The sequence below is a fragment of the Comamonas sp. A7-5 genome, from assembly GCF_039581385.1.
In the GTDB taxonomy this organism is placed as follows: Bacteria; Pseudomonadota; Gammaproteobacteria; order Burkholderiales; family Burkholderiaceae_C; genus Comamonas; species Comamonas thiooxydans.
On record NZ_JBCPWO010000013.1, the window covers coordinates 17,734 to 31,304 of the forward strand.

At 59.7% G+C, this 13,571-nt stretch carries 10 protein-coding genes and 1 pseudogene; 9 read left to right on the forward strand and 2 right to left on the reverse strand.

Translation table 11 applies throughout. From position 1 onward, the window contains the following. The first annotated feature begins 65 nt into the window (after positions 1–65). The 4 genes and pseudogenes from AAIL67_RS18930 to AAIL67_RS18945 all read left to right on the forward strand — a co-directional run. The gene (locus AAIL67_RS18930; RefSeq protein WP_343484612.1) at positions 66–1,292 is read left to right on the forward strand and encodes an FAD-dependent monooxygenase; all 1,227 of its coding nucleotides are present in this window, start codon (positions 66–68) and stop codon (positions 1,290–1,292) included. A 396-nt stretch (positions 1,293–1,688) separates the two neighbouring features. Continuing rightward, a complete protein-coding gene (locus tag AAIL67_RS18935; protein WP_343484565.1) occupies positions 1,689–2,831 on the forward strand; it encodes a porin in 1,143 nt (380 codons plus the stop codon). Positions 2,832–2,939: 108 nt separating this feature from the next. Beyond that, positions 2,940–4,520: an esterase-like activity of phytase family protein gene (locus AAIL67_RS18940; RefSeq protein ID WP_343484566.1), complete on the forward strand. Its 1,581-nt coding sequence runs from the start codon at positions 2,940–2,942 to the stop codon at positions 4,518–4,520. A gap of 23 nt (positions 4,521–4,543) precedes the next feature. Continuing rightward, positions 4,544–4,687 (forward strand): annotated as a pseudogene (locus tag AAIL67_RS18945) (IS3 family transposase); the annotation flags it as partial. A gap of 55 nt (positions 4,688–4,742) precedes the next feature. On the opposite strand, the gene AAIL67_RS18950 reads toward AAIL67_RS18945, so the two are convergent. Further along, complete coding sequence (locus AAIL67_RS18950; protein ID WP_034406356.1) at positions 4,743–5,324, reverse strand: TetR/AcrR family transcriptional regulator; 582 nt, start codon at positions 5,322–5,324, stop codon at positions 4,743–4,745. A gap of 97 nt (positions 5,325–5,421) precedes the next feature. On the opposite strand from AAIL67_RS18950, the gene fabF reads away from it, so the two are divergent. After that, on the forward strand, positions 5,422–6,693 hold the full coding sequence (gene fabF, locus AAIL67_RS18955; RefSeq protein ID WP_082877384.1) for a beta-ketoacyl-ACP synthase II: 1,272 nt from the start codon (positions 5,422–5,424) through the stop codon (positions 6,691–6,693). A 237-nt stretch (positions 6,694–6,930) separates the two neighbouring features. Here fabF and AAIL67_RS18960 read toward each other — a convergent pair whose 3' ends face one another. After that, entirely contained in the window at positions 6,931–7,839 is a 909-nt protein-coding gene (locus AAIL67_RS18960) for a sulfite exporter TauE/SafE family protein (RefSeq protein WP_063664221.1), read from the reverse strand. A gap of 20 nt (positions 7,840–7,859) precedes the next feature. Between AAIL67_RS18960 and AAIL67_RS18965 the strand changes: the two genes are divergently transcribed. The 4 genes from AAIL67_RS18965 (at position 7,860) to AAIL67_RS18980 (ending at position 13,564) form a co-directional block, all read left to right on the forward strand. Then, positions 7,860–8,630, forward strand: coding sequence for a helix-turn-helix transcriptional regulator (locus AAIL67_RS18965; protein ID WP_034406349.1), 771 nt, complete (start codon positions 7,860–7,862; stop codon positions 8,628–8,630). Between the two features lie 651 nt (positions 8,631–9,281). Continuing rightward, a complete protein-coding gene (locus tag AAIL67_RS18970; RefSeq protein WP_034406445.1) occupies positions 9,282–9,779 on the forward strand; it encodes an RNA polymerase sigma factor in 498 nt (165 codons plus the stop codon). Between the two features lie 80 nt (positions 9,780–9,859). Continuing rightward, the gene (locus AAIL67_RS18975) at positions 9,860–11,020 is read left to right on the forward strand and encodes a FecR domain-containing protein (protein ID WP_063664220.1); all 1,161 of its coding nucleotides are present in this window, start codon (positions 9,860–9,862) and stop codon (positions 11,018–11,020) included. Between the two features lie 129 nt (positions 11,021–11,149). Further along, positions 11,150–13,564, forward strand: coding sequence for a TonB-dependent receptor (locus AAIL67_RS18980; protein ID WP_063664219.1), 2,415 nt, complete (start codon positions 11,150–11,152; stop codon positions 13,562–13,564). The last annotated feature ends 7 nt before the right edge of the window (positions 13,565–13,571 follow it).

Here is a 13,571-nt window from a genome sequence, read left to right on the forward strand (position 1 = left end):
CCCTTTTGCTCGATACAACGCAGTGCGCCATATATCGGGCATCGTATGGACAGGAGAGATTCAGCGTGGAAATTGGAATACTTGGCGGTGGCATTGCGGGCTTGAGCGTGGCGCTGGCTTTGCGCAAGCAGGGTTACAACCCTCGGGTCTATGAGCGTCGAACGGAGCCGGCAACCATGGGGGCAGGCGTGACGCTCTGGCCCAATGCGAGCTTTGTGCTGGAAGAGCTTGGGCTGCTGCAAGACATAGCGGCCATTGGCGGTCGGCCGCTGACAATGCGCCGCAAGGATGCCATGGGCAATGCATTGGGAGGCCTCGATATCGCCTTGCTGGACCGGACGATGGGATACCCGACCTACACGGTGCTGCGCAGGCACTTGCAGGAGATGCTGCTGGATCACGCAGCCCGGGCCGGGATACCGGTGGAGTTCGGACACCGGGCGGTGGCCATCGAGCTGGATGCCAATGGCAGGGCCGTGGCCCATTTCGAGAACGGTGCGAGCATCCGCCCGGATTTGCTCATTGGCGCTGACGGTCGCATGGGGTCAGTGGCGCGCAAGTTTGTCGCGGGTGACAACACACCTGTCTATCAGGGCTTCGTGAACTGGATCGGCGTGGCGCAGGGGCAGCATGCGCTGGTGGACGGTATTGCGATTCAGGATTTCTGGGGGGCGGGCGAGCGCTTTGGTTGCGTGCCGATTCGCCCCGAGCTGGTGTATTGGGCTGCGGCGCAGGCACGGCCCTTCAGCGAGGTTACGCCCACCGCAGATCTGCGCAAGGAGGTCGAGAAGCTGTTCGCGCAATGGCCTGAGCCGGTCTTGGCAATCGTCCGTGCCACGCCCGAAAATGCTATCCGGCGGATTGCGGTGCATGACCTGGAGCCGCTGCATACATGGAGCCGGGCGAATGTGCTGCTGGTTGGCGATGCCGCGCATGCGCCGTTGCCGACGTCGGGGCAGGGTGCCTGCCAGGCACTGGAAGATGCGTGGCATTTGGCCCGGTGCCTGGATGGCGCAAGCGGCGGCTTGGACGATGTCTTCCAGGCGTTTGCGAAAATCCGAGCTTCGAAAACCGCAAGGCTGGCGGAACAAGGTCGGGTCTTCGCACGCGGGCTGTTCGCCACTGATCCTGAAACCTGCCGCATCCGCAATGAGCGTGCTAGGGCGTCCAATCCTATGCATGACGTGCAGGTCTTGGCAGCCGGATGGGGGCAGGGTCTACCGATGCCTGGCTGCACCGACGGCATGCCGGCGCAAGAGGGTGGCTTCGGCAGCCTGTACCGCATTGAATGACGTGCGCTGGATTCCACGCGGATAGAAGGCCATGTCTGCGGTGACGAGAGTCGCGCGGCCGGCTGAGCTTTCCAGGTGCTGGATGTGCCTCGTCGGTATTTATTCAGACGCCTCTTGCTATGCACCCGGCTAGCGTGCATGTGGGCACCAGCCGGTAAGCGCTGCATAGCAGGCATGGTCATTGACACTTGAACGACCGCCACGGGTTGATCTGCGACTGTCGCAGTCCGGCCAGGAGCTGCCGGTAGCTAACGCTCCGCATGCACCGCTGCTGTTACTTTCATGTCACAGAGTACAGATGTCACAAAACGTACTTATGTGTTGCCTAGAGTTCCGGCAGCGGTTGCAAGAAAGCCACCGCCATTTCCTCTGACAAGTTCCGTTCGTATTTCGCCAATGAAAAATCATAAAACGTGCTCGCGTACTCTGGCAGCCGTGGTTGGCTCATTCCTAGCCTCTTCTTCCAGCCTGGCCCTGGCACAGTCTTCCATCACCATTTTTGGCGTAGTGGACGTCGGCATCACCAGTGCCAAGTCCGGCAGCAACAGGCTCAATGCTCTGAACTCCAGCCAAGGCAAGACCAGCCTGATCGGCTTTCGCGGCACTGAAGACCTCGGCGGCGGCAACCAGGCTCAGTTCTGGCTCGAAGGTGGTCTCAGCCCTGACGCCGGTAGTGGCGGCAGCAGCGGCTCTCTGGGTTTCGAGCGCCGTTCCACTATCGGACTGATCAACAATTCCTGGGGTGAAATCCGCCTGGGTCGCGATTACACCCCCAGCTACAACATCTTCACCGCGTTCGGGGGCCCCGACACCACCACCGGCGTGCAGGCCAACCTGTTCCAGACGATCCGCCAGACTGCGTATAACGCCGCCAGCCAAAGCGGCACGGTGGACCGCACGCGCATCAGCAACTCCGTGGGCTACTTCCTGCCGCGCAACCTGGGCGGTGTCTACGGTCAGTTCTCGGTTTCCTTTGGTGATGAAAATGCCTCCAACTCTGGCGCAAGCAAGGCCCGCAGATACATAGGCGGTAACCTGGGCTATCGCTCTGGCCCGCTGAACGTGGGTATCGGCTACGGCAAGATCGACGGCACTGCGGCCGTGACTTCGCCCAGCGCCATCGCCGCAACCAGCGACCTGGAAGACTTGGCGCTGGGCGCTTCATACAACTTCGGCAGTTTCGGGCTCAATGGCGGATACAACAGCCTGAAGTGGAAACCCGTCAGCGGTGCGACCTCCGGGAAGGTGGACGGCTTCTACCTGGGCGCTACCATCCCCGTGGGGCCTGGCAGCTTCCGCGTCAAGTACGCCAGCGCCAAGTTCAGCGGTAACGCCACGGCCCTCACGCGCAGCGGTGGCAAGACCGACAAGTATTCGATCGGATATGTCTACGACTTCTCCAAGCGCACCTCCATGTACGCCGGGGTTGCGCGTGTCAACAACAAGAATGGCGCCAGCATTGGCCTGATCGGCGGCCCTGCAGGTGTAGCCAACACCGGGTCGACTGGCGTGGATATCGGCATCAGCCACTCGTTCTGAGCTGCACGACGCCTCTTTGCGCAAAGAAGTCTCCAAGGTCGAGCAGGCCTCCGCCTCGCCGGGCTTGCTTTTTGGGGACTTCCATTTTCCTCTCAAGCCATACCCGCCATGTGCCACCTCACTTCTTCATCCTGCCTGATGGCTGCGACCGCCGCCGCGGTTGCCTTGCTGAGCGCTTGTGCCGACACCCGCCCGCTCCAGGTCGCCAACTCCGAGGCGGTCATGCAGACCACCGGCGTCGGCAGCATCAGCGCCGTCGTCACGCGTCAGGACGTGCAGTTCGACGACAAGTTCTATTTCCCCTACGAAGGCCGCCATCCTGGCACCAAGGCCGATTTCCCCAAAGGCTTTCTGCCGGCCTATGGCTCGGGCCTGGCCTTGAAGGGCCGGCGCGCCGACGGCACGCTTGAGTTCTACGCCATCACCGATCGCGGCCCGAACGCCACCACCGGTCCGGTCACGCAGATCACCGACGGCTCCAACTCCACGGGCTTCGCCAGTTCCACGGTGTTTCCTTCGCCCAATTTCACGCCGTCCATCGGCGTGATCACCCTCGACAAGGAGGGTGCCAGGCTCGTCTCGACCTTGCCGGTCAAGTTCAGCGCCGCGCAGAACGCCAATGGTCGTGTGCAGCCACGGGGCATCACAGGCAACACAGGCGAGCAAGTTCTGGACGACTCCTTCACCTATCCTGGCAAGGCCAAGGGCTACAGTGAATTCGGCCTGGACACCGAATCCGTGGTGGTGGATGCAGCACGCAAGGTGCTGTGGGTTTCCGACGAATACGGCCCCTTCATCGTGAAGATCGACCCGGCTACCGGCATCATCCTGAAGAAATACAAGCCCGGTACTGGCGCGGCCGATCTGCCTGCCATCCTCGCCAAACGCCGCGCCAACCGTGGCATGGAGGGGCTGAGCATCGATGTGGCCAGCGGCAAGTTGCACGGTTTCCTGCAAAGTCCGCTGAACGACGGCAAGGCTGACTACACCACTGCTGCCGTTCCCGATGCGACCGGCACGTCGGAAAACGTGCGCGACTACGCTCGCTTTGTGCGCTGGGTGGAGTTTGACCCGACTACCGAGAAAACCCGTTTGTTTGCATTGCCCGTGGACGGCAGCTGGTACAGCCAGGGCAAGACCGGCAACGCCAAGCTGGGTGATGTGGTCTCGCTGGGCAATGGGAAGTTCATCGCCATCGAGCAAGGCACGGGCAAAGACAAAAAAGTCTTTAACGATCTGGTGCTGATCGAGTTTCCGGCCAACGCTACCGACATCACCGCGCTGGGCTCCGACCTGGAAAAGAGCAGCCTGACTGGCAAACCGGTCAATGGCTCGGACTATTCCAAGGTAGTGGCGCTCAAGAAAACTCGCCTCTTCAACTTGAACGCCACCGGCTGGGTGGCCGAGAAGGCCGAGGGTCTGGCACTGGTCGATGACTACACCTTGGCGCTGACCAACGACACCGACTTCGGTGTCTCGCTGGCCGTGCTGGACGCCAGCGGCAAGGAGATCGAAGGCTCGGACGTCACCAAGTGCATGGTGGATGCCGACGGCAAGATCGTGCACGATGGCAAGTGCGCCAAGGGTGCGGCGAGCCTGCGCTTTACCACCAATGAGGTCAATGATCGCGCGCAGCGACTGTGGACCTTCAGGTTCAGCAAGAAGTTGAGCGAATACGGCGCTCTCTGAACGACAGCGGCGGCACAAGCCGCTCTTTGCCATAGCCCAGGGCGCCGCACCGGCGCCAGTCGGCCCGCTCACAGGAGGGCAGTGTTGACGTGGTGCACTGCGACCTGCGCTGGTGCTACAACGGTCTGGATATCCAGTGTGACCCGGGCGAGACCGTGACGGCCACCACGCTCTGAATTGAGATGCGCATCAGATGTGCGAGCGCATGCCTAATTCGGGCGACTACGGGGCTAACTGCTCCCGCAAGCTTGCCAATATTTCTTCAGAAAGCGCCGGATTACCCGCTGCCGTGGCACGAGCGAGAACCAGGGCGCCGACCATGCTGCTGAGGGTCACAATAGTCTGAGTACGTTTGGCTGCATCATCACCTTGGAGCACGCTCATAAAGCGCTGGATATTGCGTTCCACTCCCTGGGCAAAAACCTCCGACATCTCAGGCCCCGCTCTTGCGGCATCTGCTGCCAATGCCGCAGCGGGGCAGCCCTCTCCGGGGTGATCGCGATGCGTCGCAGAAAGATAGCCATGCACCAGCGCGCGGAGCCTGGTCGCAGGCGCGCCATCCGCCTTCGAGGATTCCAGTCCGTCTAGCGGCGTGATGGTCCACTCAAATGCACGCAGGCAGGCCTCGCGTGCGAGAGCATCCTTGGACTCGAAGTGTCGGTACAGCCCGCCATGTGTCAAGCCTGCATCGCGTGTGATCTCTGCCACGCCCACGCCATCCAGGCCCTTTTCTCGATAAAGGCGCGCAGCGGCATCCACGATTCCTTCGCGGTTCTCGGCGGCCTGTGCTTTGCTCACTTTCATACGTTAGATGATACTCATCATCAAAACTCATTTATGATTGTGATCATCATCAATAAGGTTGGGCTCAGTTCCTGGGTTCAATAGCGGAAGGTGCAGCATGGGTCGTCGGGTAGTCATCACCGGTTTGGGCTTGGTCTCTCCTCTCGGGTGCAATGTGGAGCTGGCCTGGCAACGCCTGCTGGCCGGCCAGTCCGGGGTACGTGCCTTGAGCGCCGGTGTGGGTGAAGGCACAGGCGTCTCCATCGCCGGGCAGGTGCCAGGCCTGGAGCAGGATCCGCAAGCCGGGTGGAGCCCTGAAGCCGTGATCTCGGCCAAGGAGCTACGCCGCATGGATCGCTTCATCGCATTTGCGTTGGGGGCGGCAGACCAGGCTCTGGCACACGCGCAATGGCTTCATCCAAGCGTCGAGCAACAGGAGCGCGCGGCGACTATCATCGGCTCCGGTGTGGGCGGCTTCAGTACCATTGTTGAAGCGGTGCGAACCACGGACGGCAAAGGGCCACAGCGCTTGTCGCCTTTCACCGTACCGGCGTTCCTGGCCAATCTGGCTTCGGGACAGGTGTCGATCAGGCACCAGCTCAAGGGGCCGTTGGGTGCTCCGGTGACGGCTTGCGCAGCCAGCATCCAGGCCATTGGCGATGCGGCCCGTCTGATTCGCAATGACGAAGCGGACATGGCGCTCTGCGGTGGTAGCGAAGCCACGATTGATCGAGTTGCGCTCGGCAGTTTTGCTGCGGCAAAAGCAGTGACCACTTTTTGCGGCGGCGATCCCGCGAAGGCTTCCCGACCTTTCGATCAGGCACGGGACGGCTTTGTCATGGCCGAAGGTGCAGGCCTGCTGGTGCTGGAGGCACTGGATCATGCATTGGCGCGCGGCGTCAGGCCGCTGGCCGAGGTCGTGGGCTATGGCACCTCTGCCGATGCATACCATGTCACCTCCGGGCCCGAGGATGGATCAGGCGCCGCGCGATCGATGTGCGCCGCGTTGCGACAGGCGCAGTTGCAAGCTCGTGATATTCAACACCTGAATGCTCACGCAACCTCTACTCCCGTTGGTGACCGGGGGGAGCTGGCAGCCATTCGTCAAGTGTTTGGAGCAGGCACCGGCCCCTCCATCACTGCCACCAAATCAGCCGTGGGTCACATGCTGGGAGCTGCAGGCGGAGCTGCTGCGATCTTCACAGTATTGGCCTTGCGCGACCAGATCGCGCCACCCGTGCTCAACCTGGAGCAGCCAGACCCTTTGGCGGACGGCCTGGACCTGATCGCCGGGAGTGCGCGTGCTCATGCAATGGAGCACGCCATGCTCAATGGATTTGGTTTCGGCGGTGTAAATGCGTCGTTGATTCTGAAGCGATTTACTGCCTGAGCCATGCCTTTATCAGAGACCTCATCAGGTCATATCACCCATGCGGCTCTTGGTAGATCGTTCAGGCTTCTCACACGAACGAATGCCAATTACCGGTAGTGCGGGTTCTATAGAAGCCTGCGTCAGCAGACGTTCGGTGCAAGCAGCAAGTCGGCTGATGACTGCTTCAGGGGCTCTGGCGAAATAGAGCTTTCTTTCACAAGCCGACGTTCGGGATGCAGGCAGAGTAGCGCACAGTCATGTTGTCACCATGGCCAGGAAGACGATGATCAACAGTCCTAAATAAACCTTCGCGTGAACCCGGTCTGGAATGCGCCCGATCCACAGCGATGCTGCACGGATGCCGACCCACGAACCGGTCACGAGCACAGCAGCAGCTCGTATGTCGATATAGCCGAGGTGCCACTCCCCAAGAGGTAAAGGAGATTGGGTGGACAGGACGATGTAAGTCCCTGTTCCTGCCAGCGCGACCGGCAGTGATAGCGGATTCGCCATGGCGGTGGCTCGTGTCATTTCGATTCCACGGCGGCGCATCAGGGGAACGGTCATCACGCTGCCGCCAACCCCCAGCAATGCTGCAACCCAGCCGATAACCAGACCGGACAGTGCATTCGCCAGCGGCCCAGGGCGGTGCTGCTTTGCTGCGGGCTGAGCAAGAAATCCAGGCCTCAACCAACAATCCAGGATGGTCAGTACCAGATAGGCCGCAAAGGCCCAACGCAGCCATTCGCTTTGAACAACGGTTGCCGCAAGTGCGCCAAGTACGCCCCCCGCGCCAATGGGACCCAGCAAAGGCCTGACATACGTCCAATCCACTGTTCCTGCCCGTTGGTGACGCCAAGTTGCGAGGAGCGCACCGAAGACCATCACGCAGGTGGATGTCGCAACGGCAATCTGCATGGCCGACTGCCCCACTGCGCTGCCTGGGGCGTTCGGTGTAGACAGCAAGCAGTACAGCAGCGGAACCACCACGAATCCGCCTCCAAAACCAAAGAGAACGGTAGTGACGCCCGTCACACATCCGCAGACCGCCAACAACAAATACAAGGACACGAAAAACTCCATTGATGCAGGAGCCATCACAGTAGATTGTTCTGGAGTGGCGCACTTTCGATGTTTGGTCAACAATATTTGCATTTCGGCCATTCGCTCCTTGCAGTCTTGTTGTGCGCAATCAATCACTGAACTCCCTCGATGCCACGCCTCGTGCCGTTGTGGCCATTGGCACCGACTACGCGCCTGGCACCGTTCTGGATACCCATAGCCATCGCCGTGCACAGTTCCTCTATGGCGCGACCGGATTGATGGAGGTCGGTACTGACGATGGCGCCTGGGTGATACCTCCCCACTGTGGCGTGTGGATTCCAGCAGGCAAGCCGCACAGGGTGAAGATGGTGGGAGTCAACACTCGAAGCCTCTACATCGAGCCTGAAGAGGTACCACGGAGCCAATCGCATTGCGAGGTGCTGGCCGTGTCCCCGCTGCTACGGCAGCTGCTCATCGAAGCCATCGACTTGCCAGCGCTGTATGACGAGCGCGGTCGCGATGGCGTGCTGATGTCGCTTTTGCTGCTGGAGGTCGGCCGCGCAGAAACACTGCCTTTCTTTGCGCCGCTACCGCGGGATGAACGACTGGCGACTCTATGCATTGCTTTCCTTCACCAGCCCGACGTGCGCTTGTCGCCGCTGGCCTGGGCGCAGCAGCTACACCAGAGTGAACGCACCTTCAGCCGGTTCTTTCGCTTGCAAACCGGAATATCGTTTTCAGAGTGGAGAAGCCAGGCATGCCTTCTTTTTGCAATGTCCAAACTGGGGACCGGTGATTCGGTGACAACGGTGGCGCTTCAACTGGGCTATGACAGCCCGGGTGCCTTCTCCACGATGTTTCGCAAGAGGCTCGGGAGCAAGCCGTCAAACTTCATGGCGGCAGATCGGTAATCCGAGCTGATGGCCACGTAGTTCATTCATTACCGGTTAGTGAACGTCTGCCTTCAGGAGCCGGCTTTTTCAGATCAGTCCAACTTGGTGCTTTGCTCTTCTTTGGAGGCACAGCCATCAAGTCGCTGCGCTCTGTACACGCCTCCAGCCTGGATGTGCTCTGTTTGGATCGAGGCATGCAACGGTCTTTTCTTTGATCGTCCACGCAATAGAAGCGTGTGGTGCGCAGAGGCTGAAAGTTGTGTATCGACCAGTGGCAGGCTGGGTAAATGAAAGAGTGAAAGAGGTGGAGCGGCTGCTGACATTGACACCTTGGGAGTAGTTGACGCGGCACCAGCCTGGTTCCGGGTCTCTGTCGGTTGGCAACATCGGCCAGTAGCAGTCGGCCACCGCAGATCTCCAAACGGCGGGTTGAGGCGGTTTGCTGTCGGTGCTCATCAGGCATGCCGGTCGACATTGAGCCGAACAGGGGGCACGACCGACCAGTACCCGCAGTTCGCATCACATCGGACACATTGATTGAGAATAAGTCGCATTAACAATTTATAATTTTTGCCGTGTAGTTGATCGCAACTCTTTGCGCCAGGGCTCCAAGGCTGTCTTATCGCCGCGCACGTTCGACCTCACTCATTGCTACTGGCTTTTTGGATCGTGCTGACCCGCTACTACAGAGACCTGTTGAATTTCTGCATGCGCAAAGTGAGAGACCGCGATACTGCGGCTGACTTGGCGCAGGAAAGCTATGCCCGTGTGCTGTCCATGCAGCAGAAGGGGCAGGTCATTCTTGAGCCAGGTGCATTGCTGAGGCAGGTAGCCTTGCGCGCCAAAATCGATATGGATAGACGGGCTGAGGTGCGCCAGCATCAAAATATCGATTCTTTGGAGGAGCGGGATCAGCCTGCGAGTCCTCTGCATCTGCAGCCCGAGCATGCCTATGCATCGTCTCAGAGCATTCAAGCGTATCTGGACACTATCGAGGGACTGCCGCCTCGGTGTCGTGATGCCTTCTGCATGTACATCTTCGATGAGTTGCCCAACAAGGAAATTGCAGAGCGGATGGGGGTGTCGCTGAGCATGGTGAATCAGTACATCAGCCGCGGAAAACTTGCTTGTGCTGCGCGCAGAATGGAACTTGATAATGTCGAGTGATCGCAAATTCGCGTGCGTTTTGCGTAGCTGTTTCGCCGAGGGCGAATTTTTGCCCCGCCCCGCGCATCCGTATCCCTAAGATGAGTCACTCTTTTGCATCCCAGCGCAATGTGCCAGCCTCCTTTGACGAGGCTGCGGAAGCGCGCGAGCTTGCGGATTTTTTCAGTCGACAGAATCCGGTAGATGTGGCGGCCGTCGAATGGCACTCGCGTTGGGAGCAAGGCCTGAGCGAGAGCGAGCATGAAGCCCTGCGTCAGTGGTTGGCTGAGGATGCTGCACATGACACGGCATTTCGTCGTCTGACGCAAGACATGGCGGTGCTGCGTTCTGCTCCTTCCGATATGGTTGCAAAAGCACGTTCCTCGTTCAAGCGCGAAGCCATTGCCAGTGGTGGATCTTCTGCGCAGCCAGGCGAGGAGCCCGCGAAGCCGAAGGCGATGGAGGGATGGGCCCGCACAGGCGCTCTGTTTAGCTGGATGCAGCCGCGCTCTGCCTTGGTCGCTGCCTGTTGTGCTGCGGTCTTTGCGGCAGGGATTGGATGGCATCAATGGATGCTGCAGCCGACATTCGAGAGCAGCTATGTTGCGCAGAAGGGGCAGCAAAGGCTTGTCACCTTGCCAGATGGCACCGAAATCGCCATGGACACCGACACCCAGGCTCAGGTCACCATGTACCGCGACCGCCGAGAAGTGCGGATTGCTGATGGACAAATCATGTTCTCGGTCGCCGCCGATCCCAAGAAGCCATTTCATGTCCTCGCTGGGCCTGCGCGTGTCACGGTACTTGGGACACGGTTTTCCGTTCGCTATCGCAACCAGGGGGCCGATGCCGGGGCTGTCAATGTTTCGGTGGAGAAGGGCCATGTACGGGTCACCAGTTCCTACAGCGCCGCCAACGCGAAGACTGATCTGCCTGTCGAATTGCTGGCAGGGCAAGGCCTGAGGGTGTCATCCAATGGGGTGTTAGGCCAGGTGGCCAGTGTTCCCCCCGGCAGTGTCGCCCTTTGGCGCAAGGGCTTGGTGCGTTTTGATAACACCTCACTGGCTGATGCATTGCTAGAGCTGGAGCGCTACGGGCCTACGGGTCTGGAGATCCGCGACCCTGCGGTTGCCGCTCTGACCATCGGCGGCAGCTACCAGATTGATAGACCAGGGGAGTTTGCGCGCATGCTGACCCAGATCCTGCCTGTGAAGCTGGTCAGCGAGCCATCTGGGAAGGCCGAAATCGTCAGTGCGCATTGAGCACTTCATGCTCAATGCGGCCATTTCGAATTTTTTTCGGACTAGGGGTGTATTTCTGGTGATCTGATGCGTCTTAAAGAGTAGTGAGTTTCATTTTCATTCATTACTCGACGTTCGGAATCCCTCTCCATGCGCTTCACGCAGCCTCATTTTCAGCCCGCTCCTCTTGCTTTGGCCGCAGCCCTGGCAGTCCTCTCCCCGATGATTGCGCAGGCGCAATCCGCTGCTGCTAGTGGAAAAAGCATCAGTTTCTCGATTAATTCCCAGCCATTGGGGAGCGCACTCAACGAGCTGGCAGCGGCCTCTGGCACCTCGATCGGGTTTGCTCCCGCGTTGGTCGCTGGCAAGACAGCGCACCCCGTCCATGGAGCTCTCACGCTGAAGCAGGCTGTGGAGCAGATGCTGGCTGGAAGCGGCTTGGTCGCCGTGACTCAAGGGGGCGGCCTGATCATCAAGGCCGTCGCGTCAAACGATGATTCCGCATCGCTGGCCACAGTCACGGTGACTGCACAGCTTGAGAGGGACGGCGTTACCGAGGGCACGGGCAGCTACACCCAGACGGGTCCCAGCCGGACGGCAACGGGCCTGAATCTCTCGCTACGCGAGACACCTCAATCCGTGACCGTCATGACGCGTCAGCGCATGGATGACTTCAAGCTGGAGACGCTGACCGATGTGATGGAACAGACACCTGGCATCGCCGTCTACAGGCAGAACAATGCCACTGACTTTCAAGCGCGTGGGGCAAAGGTAAACCTGCAGACCGATGGCATGGCACAGCTGAGCAGCGGCTGGTACTACCTTACCAGCACCATGTTTTCGCTCGACGATATGGCGGAGATCGACCGGATCGAGGTCCTCAAGGGTTCATCCGGTCTGGTTGTCGGCAAGGGCGACTATGGCGCCACAGTGAACATGATCCGTAAACGCCCGACCCGCGAATTTCAGGCCAGCGTGCGTGCCAATGCGGGAAGTTGGGACACTTATCGAACACAGGCCGATGTGAGCGGTCCACTGAACGAGGCGGGCACGGTACGGGGGCGTCTGGTCGCTTCTGCCATGGACGCGGGGGGATTCCGCGATCATGAAAAGAGCAGCAGCAAGATGCTGTTCGGGGCACTCGAAGCGGACATCACTCCCGGCACAGTCCTCAACCTCGGTATGACTTATCGCGAACGCGATGCACAAGGCATCGGCACTACGCAGCCGATCCAGCGCTACACGCGAACAGGTGGTGAGGTGGCGTGGATGCCGCGCTCTTTCAACACCGGTGCCCCCTGGGGCGGATATTCCCAAAAAGGTCTCAATCTCTTCGGCAGTCTGGAGCAACGTCTGGCGGATGACTGGACAGCCACGCTCAAGTTTTCACATCAGAACGTATCCATGGCCGATATGAAGGCTGGCTACTTCTACGACCAGGACCGCGCAAGCTTCGGCCGATGGCGCAACATGGAGACCGATAACTGGAGCGTCAATCTCGATGTGAAGGGGACATTCCAGCTGTTGGGCCGCTCGCATGAACTTCTGGCTGGCGCAGGCGTATCGCGCTTTCACAGCAATGTGCAATTGCCGCTGAATGCGTTGAACCTGGTGCCGCTCGGCAATCTCGGTATCAACATGGCACAGGGTGGGGCGGTGCTGCCTCAGCCTGATTTCAGTGTCTTGAACTACGGCAACAACAAATTCAGTCAGAAGCAGCGTTATGTTTATGCGGCGGGACGCTTCCGGGTGGCTGATCCTCTGCAGTTGATCACTGGGTTACGCGTTACTCGGTTTGAAGAGCGTGACATCACACCATATTGGTGGAACTATGACATGAAGGAGAACGGTGTGATCACCCCGTACGCTGGGTTGGTCTACGAGGTGCAGCCGAACGTATCGTTGTACGCAAGCTATGCCAACATTTTCCAGCCGCAGACGGCTCAGGATGCGCGGGGTGCAACGCTGGCACCGGAGGAGGGCAGCACTTATGAGGTCGGCGCCAAGGCCGAATTCTTCGACAAGCGCTTGAACGCCAGCATCGCTCACTTCTGGATGAAGACGGAAAACACCGCAGAGGAAAGTGGTGATCTCACTCCTGAGGGCAATACGGCCTACCGTGCGGTCTCGTCTGCAACGCGGCGTGGCTGGGAGTTGGAGTTGGCGGGCGAGCTCGCGCGCGGCTGGCAAGCGCAGGGCAGTCTGGTGCAGCAAAGCAGCTCGCTCACCAGCGCCAGTCAATATCCCAAGTACCAGTTCAAGTTCGGCACGACCTATCGCTTTGACCAGGGCTCGTTGCGGGGACTGACTGTGGGAGCGGCCACACGCTGGCAGGGTAAGACCTCGATGAGCAATAGCGCTGCCACTTTGTCGCAGAGGGGTTATGCGGTGCTGGACCTGATGGCGCGCTATCAGGTCGATAAGCACCTGTCGTTCAGCCTGAACGTGAACAATGCACTGGACAAGAAGTACATGGCCGGGCTCACCAACTTTACCGCGGCAGGCTTGTTCTACACCTGGGGTGCTCCGCGCAGCGTCAATGTCGGAATGCGTTATGACTTCTGAATGCCGA

Coding starts and splice junctions, on each gene's coding strand:
- AAIL67_RS18935 (WP_343484565.1), top strand. CDS start 1,689: ATGAAAAATCATAAAACGTGCTCGCGTACTCTGGCAGCCGTGGTTGGC.
- AAIL67_RS18940 (WP_343484566.1), top strand. CDS start 2,940: ATGTGCCACCTCACTTCTTCATCCTGCCTGATGGCTGCGACCGCCGCC.
- AAIL67_RS18950 (WP_034406356.1), bottom strand. CDS start 5,324: ATGAAAGTGAGCAAAGCACAGGCCGCCGAGAACCGCGAAGGAATCGTG.
- AAIL67_RS18975 (WP_063664220.1), top strand. CDS start 9,860: ATGAGTCACTCTTTTGCATCCCAGCGCAATGTGCCAGCCTCCTTTGAC.
- AAIL67_RS18960 (WP_063664221.1), bottom strand. CDS start 7,839: ATGGCCGAAATGCAAATATTGTTGACCAAACATCGAAAGTGCGCCACT.
- fabF (WP_082877384.1), top strand. CDS start 5,422: ATGGGTCGTCGGGTAGTCATCACCGGTTTGGGCTTGGTCTCTCCTCTC.
- AAIL67_RS18980 (WP_063664219.1), top strand. CDS start 11,150: ATGCGCTTCACGCAGCCTCATTTTCAGCCCGCTCCTCTTGCTTTGGCC.